Below are 15,638 nucleotides of genomic sequence, written 5' to 3'. Positions count from 1 at the left end.
TCAGCCCTTCGCCTTGTTCAGCTGGCCGGTCACGGTCTCGAGCAGCTCCTGCCACGACTTCTCGAACTTCTCGACGCCCTCGGTCTCGAGGACCACGAACACGTCCGGCACGTCGATGCCGGCCGCGCTCAGCTTGTCGAACACGCCCCGCGCCTCGTCGCCGCGGCCGGTCACCGTGTCACCGGTGAGCTCGGCGTGGTCGGCCACCGCGTCCATGGTCTTCTCCGGCATCGTGTTCACGACGTTGCGGACCACGAGCTGGTCGACGTAGCGGGTGTCGGAGTACGCCGGGTCCTTGACGCCGGTCGAGGCCCACAGCGGACGCTGCGCGTTGGCGCCGGCGGCGGCCAGCGCCTTCCAGCGGTCGCTCGCGAAGAGCTCCTCGAACTTGGCGTAGGCGAGGCGGGTGTTGGCGATGCCCGCCTCGCCGAGCAGCGCCTTGGCCTCGTCGGTGCCGATCTTGTTCAGGCGCTTGTCGACCTCGGTGTCCACACGGGACACGAAGAACGACGCGACCGAGTGGATGCCCTTGAGGTCGTGGCCGTTGGCCTTCGCCTGCTCCAGGCCGGCGAAGTAGGCGTCGATGACCTGCGCGTAGCGCTCGACGGAGAAGATCAGCGTCACGTTGATGCTGATGCCCTCGGCCAGCGCCGCGGTGATGGCGGGCAGGCCCTCGTCGGTGGCCGGGATCTTGACCATCAGGTTCGGCCGGTCCACGGCCTTCCACAGGTCCTTGGCCTCGGCGATCGTCTTGTCGGTGTCGCGCGCCAGGCGCGGGTCGACCTCGATGGAGACGCGGCCGTCGGTGCCGTTCGTGGCGTTGTAGACGTCGCGGAACAGGTCGGCGGCGTTGCGCACGTCGCTGGTCGTCAGCTCGCGGACGGTGGCGTCGAGGTCCGCGCCGCGCTCGGCCAGTTCCTTGACCTGCGCGTCGTACGCCGCGCCGTTGGACAGCGCGTTGGCGAAGATCGTCGGGTTGGTCGTGACACCCACGACGTGCTTGTCACGGATGAGGTCGGCGAGGTTGCCGGTGCTGAGGCGCTCGCGGGAGAGGTCGTCCAGCCAGATGGAGACGCCCGCCTCCGAAAGCTGCGCGAGCCGATCAGTGTTGCTCATGACTCTTTTCCGTCCCTTCGGGAGATTCAGTTCTTGGTGTTGGCGATCGAGCGACGGGCGGCCTCGACGACGTGCTCCGGGGTGAACCCGAACTCACGGAACAGTGTGGCGGCGTCGGCCGAAGCACCGAAGTGCTCGATCGAAACGTTCACCCCCGCGTCACCGGTGAAGCGGTGCCACGACTGCGCGATCCCGGCCTCGACGGACACGCGCGCCTTCACGGCCGGCGGCAGCACCGCGTCGCGGTAGGACTGCTCCTGCGCGTCGAACCACTCGACGCACGGCATCGACACGACGCGGGTCGGCACGCCGTCGGCCTCGAGGGTCTTGCGGGCCGCGACGGCCAGCTGGACCTCGGAACCGGTGGCCATCAGCACGACCTCGGGGGTGCCGTTGGACGCTTCTTCGAGCACGTAGCCGCCGCGCTTCACGCCTTCGGCGCTGGTGCCCTCGAGCACCGGCACGTTCTGGCGGGTGAGCGCGACACCCGACGGGTGGTGGACGTCCTCCAGCACGGCCTTCCACGCGTACGCGGTCTCGTTGGCGTCCGCGGGGCGGACGACGTTGAGGCCCGGGATCGCGCGCAGCGCGGAGAGCTGCTCGATCGGCTGGTGCGTCGGGCCGTCTTCGCCGAGGCCGATGGAGTCGTGCGTCCACACGTACAGCGTGGGCAGGCCCATCAGCGCCGCGAGCCGGACCGGCGGGCGCATGTAGTCGGAGAAGATGAGGAACGTCGCGCCGTACGGGCGGGTGCCGCCGTGCAGGGCGATGCCGTTGAGGATCGAGCCCATGGCGTGCTCGCGGATGCCGAAGTGCAGCGTCCGGCCGTACGGGTTCGTCTTCCACGCGGACGTGGTGGCCTTCTCCGGGCCGAACGAGTCGGCGCCCTTCATCGTGGTGTTGTTGCTCTCCGCCAGGTCGGCGGAGCCGCCCCACAGCTCGGGCAGCGGGTCGCGCAGCGCGTTGAGGACCTCGCCGGAGGCCTTGCGGGTCGCGATGCCCTTGGGGTCCGGGTCCCAGTGCGGCAGGTTGTCGGCGAAGCCCTCGGGCAGCGTGCGGGTGGCGAGCCGGTCGGCCAGCGCCTTGCGCTCCGGGTTCGCCGCGGCCCACGCGTCGTAGCGCTCCTGCCAGGCGGCGTGCTCCTGCTTGCCGCGCTCGAGCGCCTTGCGGGTGTGGGAGATGACCTCGTCGTCGACCTGGAAGGTGCGCTCGACGTCGAAGTCGAGGATCTCCTTGACGGCCTTGATCTCGTCGGCGCCGAGCGCGGCGCCGTGGGCCTTGCCGGTGTTCATCTTCGTGGGCGCCGGGTAGCCGATGATCGTCCGCAGCGCGATGAACGACGGGCGCCCGGTCTCCGCCTTGGCGGCCTTGATGGCCTCCTCGATCGCGGTGACGTTCTCGCCGCCGTCGACGACCTGCACGTGCCAGCCGTAGGCCTCGTAGCGCTTGACCGTGTCCTCGGACAGCGCGATGTTCGTGTCGTCCTCGATGGAGATCTTGTTGTCGTCCCAGAAGAGGATGAGGTTGCCCAGCTCCTGACGGCCCGCGATCGACGAGGCCTCGGAGGTCACCCCCTCTTCGATGTCGCCGTCGGAGGCGATCGCGAAAATGTGGTGGTCGTAGATGCTCTCGCCGGGCGCGGCGTCGGGGTCGAGCAGACCGCGCTCGCGACGGGCGGCCATCGCCATGCCGACCGCGTTGGCCAGGCCCTGCCCCAGCGGGCCGGTGGTGGTCTCGACGCCCTTGGTGTGGCCGTACTCCGGGTGGCCCGGGGTCAGCGAGCCCCACGTGCGCAGCTGCTTGAGGTCCTCGAGCTCGAGGCCGTAGCCGGCGAGGTACAGCTGGATGTAGAGGGTGAGGCTGGAGTGCCCCGCCGAGAGCACGAAGCGGTCGCGACCGCGCCAGTGCGGGTCGGCCGGGTCGTGGCGCATGGTCCGCTGGAACAGCGTGTAGGCGAGCGGGGCGAGGCTCATCGCGGTGCCCGGGTGACCGCTGCCGACCTTCTCGACGGCGTCCGCGGCGAGGACCCGGACGGTGTCGACGGCGCGGGAGTCGGTCCCGGTCCAGTCGGCGGGCACGTCACGCCGGAGCAAAGGGTTGTTCTCGCTGGTAGAGGCGGTTTCGGACACTGAACTCGAACTCCCCGTCCTGAGGTTGTCGCTTGCTTTCCGTCGTGGTGTAGCCGGTGCGCACTGCCAGTAATCTCAATCGATCCCGAAGGGACGATATTCCTGCTGGGAGCACTGCGCCGGGGTACCACGCGGCCCGTCCGCGACAGCCTAGTGCGTGGGGTGTGCTCCGGGCAGCCGCGACAGCCGCGCCCGTCCCAACCGGGCAGGTGATCCCGCCCATGCGGGTCGCTTGCGGTCCGCCGCTGGTCACGGACCGTGCAAAAGGGACGATCGAGGGGACCGACCGGACTCGTCGGACACCGCGAACGGTCCTTCCGGACACACCGTGCGCCGCCGTCGTCGTCGCGAGTGAACCCGGTGGCGTGACGCAGAAGACAGGCGTGGCGTGTCGAGGACCCTCGATCACGCAGGCGGATTCGCCACGTCTAACATCGAAGGTGGGCCTGGTCCGGGAGCTTCACCAGTTCCATCGCGGTCTTCCGGATCGTCGCCCGGCCCCGAACTGACCTTGGGAGTGAAATGTCGTTGGTGAACGCTGCGCACGGACGCAGTGAGAACACCAGCGCCGAACACCCGACCGGTGAACGACCGCGTGGTGCCCGGCGAATCAGTGCCCGGCGAACCGTCCGCCAGGTTGTGGGTGCCTACGCCGCGCTCGCGAAGCCGAGGGTGATCGAGCTCCTCCTCGTCACCACGATCCCGGCGATGTTCCTGGCCGGGCGCGAGATCCCGTCGCCGTGGCTCGTGCTCGCCACGCTCGTGGGCGGCACGATGGCCGCCGGCAGCGCCAACGCGCTCAACTGCGTGATCGACGCGGACATCGACAAGGTGATGAACCGCACCAAGAAGCGCCCGCTGGTGAAGGACTCGGTGCCGCGGCGCAACGCGCTGATCTTCGGCCTCGTCCTCGGCGTCGCTTCGTTCGCGGTCCTGTATTTCACCGTGAACCTGCTCTCGGCGATCCTCGCGATCGCGACGATTCTCTTCTACATCTTCGTCTACACCCTGGGCCTCAAGCGGCGCACGTCGCAGAACGTGGTGTGGGGCGGCGCCGCCGGCTGCATGCCGGTGGTCATCGGCTGGGCCGCCGTGTCCGGCACCGTGCAGTGGCCCGCGTTCGTCATGTTCGGCGTCATCTTCTTCTGGACGCCCCCGCACACGTGGGCCCTGGGCATGAAATACCGCGACGACTACGAGCGCGCGGGCGTCCCGATGCTCCCCGTCGTGGCGACCCCGCAGCACGTCGCCAAGCAGATCGTCATCTACTCGTGGGTGATGGTCGCCTGGACCCTCCTGCTGCTGCCGGTCACGAGCTGGCTGTACGCCACCTTCGCCGTCCTCGCCGGCGCCTGGTTCCTCTTCTACGCCCACCGCCTCCAGGCCGCGGTCCGCCGCGGCGAAGAGACGAAGCCGATGTCGCTGTTCCACCGCTCGAACACGTACCTGATGATCGTGTTCGTCGCGCTGGCCGTGGACTCGGCGATCGGGTTGCCGACGCTCGGCTTGCCGTTCTGATTTGCTGACCAGCAGCGCCGCCGTGGCTTTCCGCCCGGCGGCGTTTTGGTGTGCGGATCAGGCCGCGCGGCTCTTCCACCGGCTCTGCGACAGCTGAGCCGCGCTCGGGAATGGCGTAGTCTGGTTGGCCGTTGTGCTTTTCCGGCTGTCCGCCGCCTTTCCCCGATGCGAAAGCAGGATCACTCTTGTCCGTGTTCCCGGACCGGGAAGCAGACCGCGCCCTCGAGGACGGTACGCCCGAGTACGCCGCCGAGCTGGCGCGTGAGCAGGCGTATGTCACGACGCTCTACGCGAAGCTCGACGCCGAGCGGGCCGAGGCCCAGCGGCGCCTCGACACCACGCTGCGGCAGGCCGGCGGTACCCCGCAGGCGCGCACCGAGCGGGATGTCGCCACCACGCTGTACTCCGACCGGCTGGCGCAGCTCGGATCGGTGGAGCAGGGGCTGTGCTTCGGCCGGCTCGACTTCGTGCCCGAGAGCGCCGAAGAAACGACCTACATCGGCCGCCTCGGGTTGTTCGAGGAGGACGACGACTACAAGCCGCTGCTGGTGGACTGGCGGGCGCCGGTCGCGCGGCCGTTCTACCTCGCCACGGCCGCCTCGCCGGACGGCGTGCGCCGGCGGCGGCACCTGCGGTCGCTGAGCCGGAAGGTGACGGGGTTCGACGACGAGATCCTCGACCTGTCCGCCGCCGACCAGGGACAGGACCTCGGGCTCGCGGGCGAGGCGGCGCTGCTGGCCGCGCTGGAACGCCGGCGCACGGGCGAGATGAGCGACATCGTCGCCACGATCCAGGCCGAGCAGGACCGGATCATCCGCGCGCCGCTCGGCGGGGTGATGGTGGTGCAGGGCGCGCCGGGCACGGGCAAGACGGCCGTCGCGCTGCATCGCGCCGCGTACCTGCTTTACACGCACCGCCAGCAGCTCACCACGCGTGGCGTGCTCGTGGTCGGGCCCAACAGCACGTTCCTGCGCTACATCGGCCAGGTTCTCCCGTCGCTGGGCGAGACCGGCGTGCTCCTCGCCACGATCGGGCAGCTCTACCCAGGCCTCGACGCCGAGGGCGTCGAGGCGCCGGAAGCCGCGGAGGTCAAGGGGCGCCTGGTGATGGCCGACGTGCTCGCCAACGCCGTGCGCGACCGCCAGCGCGTGCCCGAGCCCGTGGTGGAGATCGAGCACGAGCGGGAGATCCTCAAGCTCGACCGCAAGACCTGCGTCGAGGCCCGTACCCGCGCCCGCCGCTCGCGCCGGCCCCACAACCTCGCGCGCCGCCTGTTCGTGTCCGACGTGCTCGACGCGCTCACCCGCCAGGCCGCCCGCAAGCTGGGGGAGGACCTGCTCGACGCGAAGGACGTGCAGGACATCCGCGCCGAGCTCGCCGCCAGCCCCGCCGTGGCCGCCGCCGTGAACGAGCTGTGGCCGAAACTGACGCCGGAAGGCCTGCTCGACGACCTGTTCGCCGAGCGCGAACGCCTCGATCGCGCGGCCGGTAAGCTGCTGTCCGAGGCCGATCGCGCGCACCTGGAGAGCGGCCGCGACGCAAAGTGGACCCCCGCCGACGTGCCGCTGCTCGACGAGCTGGCCGAGCTGCTCGGCGAGGACGACAGTGAGGAGCGCGCCGAGCGCCGCCGCCGCGACCGCGTGCAGCGCGCGTACGCCGAGGGCGTGCTCCACATCCTGGAGCAGGACGAGGAGATCCAGGACGAGGAGATCCTGCGGGTGTCCGACGTCCTCGACGCCGAGCTGTTCGCCGAACGCCAGCAGGAGCGCAGCGAGCTGACCGCGGCCCAGCGCGCCGCGCAGGACCGCACGTGGACGTTCGGCCACGTGATCGTGGATGAGGCCCAGGAACTGTCCGCCATGGACTGGCGGCTGCTCATGCGCCGCTCGCCCAACCGCTCGATGACGCTCGTCGGCGACGTCGCGCAGACCGGCGCGGCCGGGGGAGCGCGCACGTGGGACGAGGTCCTCTCGCCCTACGTCGCCGACCGCTGGCGCCTGGAGCAGCTCACCGTGAACTACCGCACCCCGGCCGAGATCATGGCCGTGGCCGCGCGCGTGCTGGCCGAGCTCGACGTGAACCTGGCGGCTCCGGCGTCGGTCCGCGAGACGGGCGTGGCGCCGTGGTCGAAGGCGACGCGCGACCTCGACGCCGATCTGCCGGGCCTCGTCGAGCAGGAGCTGTCCGCAGTGGACGGTGGCACCGTGGCCGTGCTCACACCGGTGGCCCGGCTCGCGGCCGTGGAAGCGGTGCTGACACCCGACGAACGCATGAGCGTGCTCACGGTCGAACGCGCCAAGGGCCTCGAGTTCGACGCCGTTCTGCTGGTCGCGCCGGACGAGGTCGTCGCGGCATCACCGCGCGGGCTCAACGACCTGTACGTGGCCCTCACGCGCGCGACCCAGCGGCTCGGCGTGGTCCAGACCGGTGACGCCGTGCCGGCGCTCGCCGGGCTTGGTTAGGGTTTCCGGCATGCAGAGAATCGGCAAGATCGCCTCCGTGGGCGCCGTGGCCGTGGCCGCGGCGTTCAGCCTGTCCGCCTGTGGCGGCGACGACACGGCGACCGGCGCGGTGGCCCAGCAGCCGTCCGCTCCCGCCGCGCCCTCCAGCTTGGTCGCCCCGGCGGGTGCCGCGAGCAAGGGCCGCGAGTGCACCGCGGACGACATCAAGACCACCGGGACCTTCGGTCAGGCGCCGACGATCACCATCCCGGACGACTGCGATCCGCCGAAGAAGCTGATCACGAAGGACCTGGTCCCGGGCACCGGCAACGGCGCCAAGGCCGGCCAGGAACTGTCGATGAACTACACGCTGATCACCTGGTCGGACAAGAAGAAGCTCGACAGCTCCTTCGACCGCGGTGAGCCGTTCGACGTGCACCTCGGCGCAGGCGAGGTCATCCCCGGCTGGGACCAGGGCCTCGTCGGCATCAAGCAGGGCGGCCGCCGGCTGCTGATCATCCCGCCCGACCTCGGCTACGGCCAGGGCGGCAACGGCATCGCGCCAAACGAGACCCTCGTTTTCGTCACTGACGCCGTCGCGGTCCCGAACGACAAAAGCTGACCTTTCGCGAGCCACCCGCGCCCGTCATGCCGTCGAAGCGCCCCAATGTGGCGTTCGGTGCGCTCAACGCACCGAACGCCACATTGGGTGCGCCCAACGCAACCAACGCCACATTGGGGTGGGCGGGGCCACTGGCTGTGCGGCACGGCCGGGGTGCGGCAGCGTCAGTGGCTGAGCGTCACGGGATGAGGATCAGCTTCCCGGTCGTCCGGCGGCCCTGCAGGTCTTCGTGGGCCTTGCGGGCGTCGGCCAGCGGGTAGCGGCCGCCGATGCGGACGTCGAGCGAACCGTCGCTCACGGCGGCGAACAGCTCGTCCGCGCGCCAGTCGAGCTCCTCGCGCGTGCGGACGTAGTGGCCGGACGTCGGGCGCGTCAGGAACAGCGAGCCGCCCGAGTTGAGGCGCTGCGGGTCGATCGGCGGCACCGGGCCGCTGGCCGCGCCGAACAGCGCGAGCATGCCGCGGATCCGCAGGCTGGCGAGACTGCCGTCGACGGTGTCCTTGCCGACGCCGTCGTAGACCACGTGCACGCCCTCGCCGTCGGTCAGCTCGCGCGTGACCTTGGCGAAGTCCTCCCGGTCATAGCGGATCACGTGGTCGGCGCCGGCCCCGCGGGCCAGCTCGGCCTTCGCCTCGGTGGACACCGTGCCGAACACGCGGGCGCCCCGCGCCTTCGCCAGCTGCACCAGCAGCAGGCCGACGCCGCCGGCCGCGGCGTGCACCAGCACGTCGTCGCCCGGCTTGACCTCGTACGTCGAGCGGACGAGGTAGTGGGCGGTGACGCCCTGCAGCATCAGGGCGGCGGCGACCTCGTCGGACACGCCGGCGGGCACCTTCACGGCAGCGGCCGCGGGCAGGACCTTGCGCGCCGCGTAGCTGCCCAGCGAGCCCATCCAGGCCACGCGGTCACCCGGGGCGAACGCCGTCACGCCCTCCCCGACCTCGGCCACGGTGCCCGCGCCCTCCAGACCGAGCACGAACGGCAGGTCGATCGGGTAGATGCCCTGGCGCTGGTAGGTGTCGATGTAGTTGACGCCGGCCGCGGCCACGTCCACCAGCAGCTCACCGGCACCGGGCGAGCCGACCTCGACCTCGGTGACCTCCAGTACCTCGGGACCACCGGTCGTCCTGACCTGCACAGCGGACGGCATGTTTCCTCCTCGCGTCGGGTTCGGCTCTCACCAGTGCCAACTATGGCCGACGCCACGCTTGTTCCGCGTCACCGGGTGAGACCGGTTAAGCTCGCCGACGTGGCTGAGGAGACCGAGCAGACGCCCCCCGCACCGACCGGCCGGCAGCTGGCCGCCGCCCGTGACTTCGTGGCGCGGCACGGGAAACCATCGCGCGCGGTGGTCGAGAACATCGGCCGGATCGGCGCCCGCGTGGTGCTCGTGGGAGCCGACGGCGCCCTCGGCGACGTGATCGTGCCGGCGCCGGAGACGGGCACGGCGCTCGTCGAGGCGGTCGAGGACCTCGAACCGGCCGAATGGGACAGCGAGACCGTGAAGGCGACCAAGATCGGCGCGGCCCACCGCCGCAAGATGGCCGGCCCGCGAGCCGGCCGGTGAACCGCGAAGCGATTTTCGTCGCCTGCGCGCAGATGCCGGAAGGCGACGGCGACGACACCGCCGCCGCGGCCGCCCTCGATGACCTGGGCTTCAGCGTCCGCTGGGCCGTCTGGGACGACCCGGCCGCCGACTTTTCGGCCGCCGACCTCGTGGTGCTGCGCGCGACCTGGGACTACCCCGAGCGCCGCGCCGAGTTCCTCGACTGGTGCGAGACCGTGCCGACGCTGGCCAACGCCGCCGCCGTGCGCTGGAACACCGACAAGGCCTACCTCGTCGAGCTGCTCGACGCGGGCGTGCCCACGGTGCCGACCACGCTCGTCGAACCGGGCGAACAGGCCAAGTGGCCGAAGGTGCCGTTCGTGGTGAAGCCCTCGGTCGGCGCGGGTTCGCGTGGTGCCGCTCGCTTCGAGGCCGACGCCGCCGGTGCGGCCGAGCACCTGCGCACGCTGCACGCCGACGGCCGCACCGCCGTGATCCAGCCGTACCAGTCCAGTGTGGACACCCAGGGCGAGATCGCGCTGGTGTACTTCGGCGGCGTTTATTCGCACGCCTTCACGAAAGCGGCGATGCTCGGTCGGCACCGACCCGTCGGGCCTGTTCCTCACGGAGAAGCTCGCCCCGGCCGTCCCGGCGTCCGGCGTGCGCGCCGTCGCGGAGGACGCCCTGGACGCCGCGTGCTCGCTCATGGGCATCCTGCGCGCCGAATTGCTCTACGCCCGCGTGGACATCGTGCGCGGCGAGGACGGGCACCCGCTGGTGCTGGAGCTGGAGCTGGCCGAACCGTCGCTGGGCTTCCGCAACGCCGACGCGGGGGCCCCGTTGAGGTTCGCGTCGGCGGTGCGGCAGCAGCTCGCCTAGTTCTTCAAGTGGCAGTTACTTCAAGCCCGAGGACGCCAGTCCGTCGATCACCCGGCGCTGCAGCAGGATGAACAGGATCAGGATCGGCGCCATCGCCAGCAGGCTGGCGGCCATCAGCACGGGGTAGTTCACCGTCACGTCGCCGGCCAGGGTGGCCAGCGCGGCCGACAGTGGCATCTGCGTGGCGCGCGTGGACACCACGAGCGGCCAGAGCAGTTCGTTCCACGACCACAGCACCGCCGAGATCGCGAGCACGCTGATGCTCGGGCGCACCACCGGCAGCAGCACGCTCCAGAACGTCCGCAACGGCCCGCTGCCGTCGATGCGCGCTGCCTCCTCCAGCTCCGCCGGGAGGTTGAGGAAGGCCGTGCGCATCAGGAAGGTGCCGTACGCGCTGAACAGCCCAGGCGCGACGATGCCGGCCAGGGTGTTGAGCCAGCCTAGGTTCTGCACGATCTGGTACTGCGAGATCAGGTACGCCTGCGAGGGCACCAGCAGGATCGACAGCACGAGCCCCAGCAGCACCGCCCGGCCACGGAAGCGCATGCGCGCGAACGCGTAGCCGGCCAGCGTGCACAGCACGATCTGGGCGAGCGTGCGGATCACCGTGATGAGCACCGAGGTCCACAGCTGCGACAGGAACGGCAGCCGCTGGAACACCGCCGCGTAGTTCTGCCACTGCAGGTGTTCGGGCCAGAAGGTGGGGGTGACGCTCTGCACCTCTGCGTTGGTGGACAACGACATCACGATCTGCCACAGGAACGGGAAGGCCATGATCAGCCCGCCCACCCCGAGGACGAGGTGGATCAGGGCGTGGGACTGCCGGCGTCGGGCTCTAGGCATTTCCGGCCCACCTCCGTTGCAAGCGGAACTGCAGGAGCGTGACGAGACCGATGAGCACGAAGATGACCATCGCGATCGCCGCGGCGAAACCCTTGTCGTTCTCGACGAAACCCGCGCTGTAGAAGTAGTAGACGAGCGACATCGTCTTCGGCAGCACCGCGTTGTGGTTGCCCAGCAACGCGTACAGCAGGTCGAAGAGCTGGAAGCTCGCGATGGTGGTCACCACGACCACGAAGAACACGCTGGGCGCCAGCAGCGGCAGCGTGATCGAGCGGAACTGGCGGAAGCGGCTCGCGCCGTCGAGCTCGGCGGCCTCGTACAGCTCCGGCGGGATGTTCTTCAGGCCCGCGGCGAGCACGATCATCGAAAAGCCCAGCGAGGACCACAGGCCCACCACGGACACCGCGGCGAGCGCGAAGCCCGGCGTGTTGACCCACGACGGGCCGGGGATCCCGAACAGCGACAGCGCCCAGTTGAGGATGCCGTAGTCGCCGTTGAAGATCATGCGCCACACCAGCGCCACGGCGGCGGGCATCGCCACGTAGGGCAGGAAGAACAGCACGCGGTAGAACTGCGCGAACCGCAGGCCCGGGGTGTTGAGCAGGCTCGCGAGCCAGGCCGCGATCGGCACGCCGAGCAACACCACCGCCGTGTAGATCAGGGTGTTCAGCAGCGACCGGTACAGCTGCGGGTCGGTGAACAGCCGGCCGTAGTTGTCCAGCCCGGACCACTTGAAGCCGCCGAACACGCCCCAGGTGGTGAACGAGTAGAACGCCGTCTGCAAGATCGGCCAGATGTAGAAGACTCCCACCCCGGCCAGCAGCGGCAGCACGAACGCCCAAGGCCACAGGCCATCCCCGCGCCGGACGCCGCGCCGCGCCCGCCGGGTGGCGGGAGCGGCGGGCGCCGGAGCGGACTCGGAGACGTCGGCGGGCACGGCACTCATTCCTTGGCCAGGTCCGCGTTCATCTGCGACGCCAGGTCTTTCAGTGCGCCGTCGACGGATTTGGTGCCGTCGAAGGCGTCGGGCAGCAGGTTGGTCTCCAGCGTGTTCCACACGGCGGTGTTCTTCGAGACCGGCAGCGGCTTCGCGTAGGAGACCTCGTCGAGGAACAGCTGCAGGTCGACACCCGGCATGGACTTCGCGAACGCGTCCTGCGTGCCGTTGTAGGCGGGGATCACCGCGCCGAGGTCACCCTGCTGCTGCTGGGCTTCCTTGCTCGCGAGGAACACCTGGAGTGCTTGCGCGGCCTGCTTGTTCGGGCTGCTCGCGGCGACCACATTGGACAGCCCGTGGATCACGGTCGCCTGCTGGTCGCCCTTGGGCACGGGCAGCACGGCGATGTCCTTGGCGACGGGCGCGGCGGCCACCTCGCTGCGGGCCCAGCTACCGCCCTGGTACATCGCCGACTTGCCGGAGACGAACCACTGGTCGCCGGTGGTGTCGGTGAGCTGCTTGATCGTGGGCATGGCTTTGGACTTCACGAGGTCGGTCCAGAACTGGATGCCCTTCGCGGTGGCGGGGCTGTCGTACCCCGACTTCTTGCCGTCGGGTGAGATCACCGAGCCGCCGGCCTGGAAGATCGTGTTGTAGTAGGTGCTTTGGCCGCTGTCCATGCCGGCGGTGATGCCGTAGACGCCCTGGCTCGCGAGCTTCTGGGAGATCTGCGTGGCGGTGGAATGCAGGTCGGCCCACGTCCAGTCCTTGTTGGGGATCGGCACGCCGGCCTGGGCGAACAGCGCCTTGTTGATCCAGACGCCGATGGTGTCGAAGTCCTTGGGCACGCCGTACTGCACACCGTCCAATGTGTACAGTTGGTCCAGCGACTGCGGGTAGTTCTTCGGGTCGATCGCGCCGGCCTTGACCTCGCCGGTGATGGGCTCGATCTTGCCGTTGCTCGCGTAGAGCTGGAAGTTGGGGCCGTTCATCCAGAACACGTCGGGCAGGCTGTCGCTGGAGGCCTCGGTCTGCAGCTTGGTGAAGTAGTTCGTGTACGGGGTGACGTCCACGTTCACCTTGACGTTCGGATACTTCTTGTTGAACTCGGCGAGGTTGGCGTTGATCGCCTTGACCTGGGTCTGGTCCCAGACCGCGTAGGTCAGGTTCGCCGAGATGTTCGCGTCGGGCGGGCTGTACGGGGTGTCCGAATCGGACGCCGTGGACGCACCCGTGGACGAGCACGCGGCGAGCGTGGCGGCGGCGGCCACCGTCCCGGCCACGGCGGCCAGGGCTCGGCGGGGGAATGAGGCCATCGGGGTTCCTTTCAGCGGGCGAGGGAAGATCAGCAGGTCAGCGGGTAACGGCAGGAAAGTGGGCGCGCACGGCGGCGGCCAGCTCGGGCACGTCGAGGGGGACCGAGCCGGTGCGCAGCGACTGGGTGGCGAGCGCGCCGGCGGCCACGGCCTCGCGGGCGGCGACCGGCGAGAGCGTCGGCGTCTCGCCGTCGATCACGTAACGCAGGAACTCGGTCATCGTGAGCAGGTCGGCGTCGGCGTGGCCTTCCTCGACGCCCGAGATCGGGTACTCGCGGTCGCCGTCGGCCGACCAGCCGCGGCGGTGGTTCCACACCTTCACCACGCCGCCGCCGGTGTCGCCGAAGTTCTCGGCGCGGCCCTCGGTGCCGATCACGGTGTAGTTGCGCCAGTAGTCCGGGGTGAAGTGGCACTGCTCGTAGCTGGCGAGCACGCCGTTGTCGAGGGTCATGAGCACCATGGAGACGTCCTCGACGTCGACCACCTCGTTGAGGCCGGTCTGGGTGGCCGGGGGCCAGTTGTCGAAGGAGAACCAGTCCTGCATCAGCTCGTTCTCGTGGCCGCCACGGTCGGTGATGTCGCCGTAGACCGCGAGCCGGCCCATGCCGACCACGCGGCGGGTGTAGCCACCGGCGAGCATGTGGATCACGTCGAGGTCGTGGCTGGCCTTCTGCAGCAGCAGGGAGTTGACCTTGCTGCGGTCGGCGTGCCAGTCCTTGAAGTAGTAGTCGCCGCCCTTGCCGACGAAGTGGCGGCACCACACGGTTTTGACCTCGCCGATCTCGCCGCGGGCGACGACTTCGCGCAGCGCGCGGGCCACGCCCGAGTGCCGGAAGTTGTGTCCGATGTAGAGCGGTGTGTTCGACTCCTGCGCGGCGGCCAGCACGGCGTCGGCGTCTTCGAGCGTGATCGCGAGCGGCTTCTCGAGGTAGACGGCGATGCCCGCGCGCAGCAGGTCGACGGCGATCTCGGCGTGGGTCCAGTCAGGCGCGGTCACGATCGCGGCGTCGACGAGTTTGCGGTCGATCAGGTCCGTGTGCTGCTCCACGACGTCGATCTCGCCGAACAGCTCACGAGCCCGGGCGCGGCCGGCCTCGGTCGGGTCCGCCGCGGCCACCACGGTCGCGGCCAGCCCGGACTCGGCGATATGCCGGGCGATGACGGCCCGCTGGCCGACCCCCACCACACCCACGCGGACAGCTTCGCCGTTTCCCACCAGGTCACCTCACCTCTGCGTGATATTGATCTGTATGATGGCAAACCAATCACTAATGCACAACACGCGATGACAAGTCTGCTCAGACGCGTGCGCGAACCGTTACGCGGGCCGTGTCCGGTCCGGGGTCGGCTCGGGATCGACTCGGGTCAGCTCGCGACCACGAGCTCGACCGACGCGGCGGCCAGCTCGGCGGCGAACGAAGCGGGCACTTCGGCGTCCGTGACCAGCACGTCGATCTCCGCGAGACGGCAGATGCGGGCGAAGGTGGACTTCATCAGCTTCGTGGCGTCGGCGACCACGATCACGCGCCGCGCGACCTGGCTGAAATGCCGGCTGACCTCGGCTTCTCCCTCGTGCAGCGTGGTGGCGCCGTACTGCCCGCTCAGCCCGTCGACGCCGAGGATCACGGTGTCGAGGGCGAACGCCGCGAGCGCGTTGGACACGAGCGAGCCGACCAGCTCGTAGGACTGGCGCCGGGCGACGCCGCCGGTGACCACGATCTTCACGTGAGCGCGCACCGACAGCTCGTAACCGATGTTCAAGGCGTTGGTGACGATGGTCAGGCCGGTCTCGCCGTCGGCGCGGATGAACCGCTCGCTCTTGCCGAGCGCCCGGGCGACCTCCGTGGTCGTGGTGCCGCCGTTGACCCCCACCGTCTCGCCGGGCCGGACCAGCTCGGCGGCGGTGCGGGCGATCGCGGTCTTGGCCTCGGCCTGGCGCGCGATCTTGTACTGGAGCGGCAGTTCGTAGCCCGCGCCGAGGGCCGCCGCGCCGCCGTGCGTGCGGGTGATCAGGCGCTGGTCGGCGAGGATCGAGAGGTCGCGGCGCGCGGTGGCGGGGGAGATGCCGAGCGTTTCGCCGATCTCCGTGATCGTCACGTTCCCTCGTTCGCTCACCAGCTCGAGCAGGGCGTTGAGGCGTTGCTGGGGTGTCATCGGGCGGCTCGCGTTCGAGGTCGAGGGGCAGGATCGATTCATCCTAGAGGTCATCTCCACTGAGCCGGATGATTGAAGATGACGTATATCGCTCACTCCAATCAAGAATGATCGTCTATGCTCACGTCTGCGATCAC

The 15,638-nt window shown here is 69.8% G+C and carries 12 protein-coding genes and 1 pseudogene; 5 read left to right on the top strand and 8 right to left on the bottom strand.

Annotation, left to right across the window (positions count from 1 at the left end):
* The gene (gene tal / locus QRX50_RS42945; protein WP_285968814.1) at positions 1-1,116 is read right to left on the bottom strand and encodes a transaldolase; all 1,116 of its coding nucleotides are present in this window, start codon (positions 1,114-1,116) and stop codon (positions 1-3) included.
* Between the two features lie 26 nt (positions 1,117-1,142).
* Positions 1,143-3,245, bottom strand: coding sequence for a transketolase (tkt, locus tag QRX50_RS42940; RefSeq protein WP_285968813.1), 2,103 nt, complete (start codon positions 3,243-3,245; stop codon positions 1,143-1,145).
* Between the two features lie 522 nt (positions 3,246-3,767).
* Between tkt and QRX50_RS42935 the strand changes: the two genes are divergently transcribed.
* The 3 genes from QRX50_RS42935 (at position 3,768) to QRX50_RS42925 (ending at position 7,826) form a co-directional block, all read left to right on the top strand.
* Positions 3,768-4,763 (top strand): heme o synthase, encoded by a 996-nt coding sequence (locus QRX50_RS42935; RefSeq protein WP_285968812.1) that lies wholly within the window; start codon positions 3,768-3,770, stop codon positions 4,761-4,763.
* 191 nt (positions 4,764-4,954) lie between these two features.
* Complete coding sequence (locus QRX50_RS42930; protein WP_434533385.1) at positions 4,955-7,225, top strand: HelD family protein; 2,271 nt, start codon at positions 4,955-4,957, stop codon at positions 7,223-7,225.
* Between the two features lie 10 nt (positions 7,226-7,235).
* Entirely contained in the window at positions 7,236-7,826 is a 591-nt protein-coding gene (locus QRX50_RS42925; RefSeq protein ID WP_285968810.1) for an FKBP-type peptidyl-prolyl cis-trans isomerase, read from the top strand.
* A gap of 178 nt (positions 7,827-8,004) precedes the next feature.
* Here QRX50_RS42925 and QRX50_RS42920 read toward each other — a convergent pair whose 3' ends face one another.
* Positions 8,005-8,976, bottom strand: a complete 972-nt coding sequence (locus QRX50_RS42920; RefSeq protein WP_285968809.1) for a quinone oxidoreductase family protein — start codon at positions 8,974-8,976, stop codon at positions 8,005-8,007.
* Between the two features lie 99 nt (positions 8,977-9,075).
* Here QRX50_RS42920 and QRX50_RS42915 point away from each other — a divergent pair, with 99 nt between their 5' ends.
* On the top strand, positions 9,076-9,393 hold the full coding sequence (locus QRX50_RS42915) for a hypothetical protein (RefSeq protein ID WP_285968808.1): 318 nt from the start codon (positions 9,076-9,078) through the stop codon (positions 9,391-9,393).
* A pseudogene (locus QRX50_RS42910) lies at positions 9,390-10,251 on the top strand (ATP-grasp domain-containing protein). The gene QRX50_RS42915 and the pseudogene QRX50_RS42910 overlap by 4 nt, the downstream one beginning before the upstream one ends.
* 15 nt (positions 10,252-10,266) lie before the next feature.
* Here QRX50_RS42910 and QRX50_RS42905 read toward each other — a convergent pair.
* The 5 genes from QRX50_RS42905 to QRX50_RS42885 form a co-directional block, all read right to left on the bottom strand.
* The gene (locus QRX50_RS42905; RefSeq protein ID WP_285968807.1) at positions 10,267-11,094 is read right to left on the bottom strand and encodes a carbohydrate ABC transporter permease; all 828 of its coding nucleotides are present in this window, start codon (positions 11,092-11,094) and stop codon (positions 10,267-10,269) included.
* Entirely contained in the window at positions 11,087-12,031 is a 945-nt protein-coding gene (locus tag QRX50_RS42900; RefSeq protein ID WP_285968806.1) for a carbohydrate ABC transporter permease, read from the bottom strand. The genes QRX50_RS42905 and QRX50_RS42900 overlap by 8 nt, the downstream gene beginning before the upstream one ends.
* Positions 12,032-12,036: 5 nt before the next feature.
* Positions 12,037-13,347 carry an ABC transporter substrate-binding protein gene (locus tag QRX50_RS42895; protein ID WP_285968805.1) on the bottom strand — a complete coding sequence of 437 codons (1,311 nt, stop codon included), beginning with the start codon at positions 13,345-13,347 and terminating at the stop codon, positions 12,037-12,039.
* 37 nt (positions 13,348-13,384) lie between these two features.
* Positions 13,385-14,563 (bottom strand): Gfo/Idh/MocA family protein, encoded by a 1,179-nt coding sequence (locus QRX50_RS42890; protein WP_285968804.1) that lies wholly within the window; start codon positions 14,561-14,563, stop codon positions 13,385-13,387.
* 149 nt (positions 14,564-14,712) lie between these two features.
* Complete coding sequence (locus tag QRX50_RS42885) at positions 14,713-15,501, bottom strand: DeoR/GlpR family DNA-binding transcription regulator (protein ID WP_285968803.1); 789 nt, start codon at positions 15,499-15,501, stop codon at positions 14,713-14,715.
* Between the last annotated feature and the right edge of the window lie 137 nt (positions 15,502-15,638).

It is taken from the genome of Amycolatopsis sp. 2-15, assembly GCF_030285625.1.
GTDB lineage: Bacteria > Actinomycetota > Actinomycetes > Mycobacteriales > Pseudonocardiaceae > Amycolatopsis > Amycolatopsis carbonis.
Note: the sequence above shows the minus strand (reverse complement) of the source record. Positions and strands in the feature narration are given on the sequence as shown.

Coding starts and splice junctions, on each gene's coding strand:
- tal (WP_285968814.1), bottom strand. CDS start 1,116: ATGAGCAACACTGATCGGCTCGCGCAGCTTTCGGAGGCGGGCGTCTCC.
- QRX50_RS42935 (WP_285968812.1), top strand. CDS start 3,768: ATGTCGTTGGTGAACGCTGCGCACGGACGCAGTGAGAACACCAGCGCC.
- QRX50_RS42925 (WP_285968810.1), top strand. CDS start 7,236: ATGCAGAGAATCGGCAAGATCGCCTCCGTGGGCGCCGTGGCCGTGGCC.
- QRX50_RS42920 (WP_285968809.1), bottom strand. CDS start 8,976: ATGCCGTCCGCTGTGCAGGTCAGGACGACCGGTGGTCCCGAGGTACTG.
- QRX50_RS42905 (WP_285968807.1), bottom strand. CDS start 11,094: ATGCCTAGAGCCCGACGCCGGCAGTCCCACGCCCTGATCCACCTCGTC.
- QRX50_RS42895 (WP_285968805.1), bottom strand. CDS start 13,347: ATGGCCTCATTCCCCCGCCGAGCCCTGGCCGCCGTGGCCGGGACGGTG.
- QRX50_RS42885 (WP_285968803.1), bottom strand. CDS start 15,501: ATGACACCCCAGCAACGCCTCAACGCCCTGCTCGAGCTGGTGAGCGAA.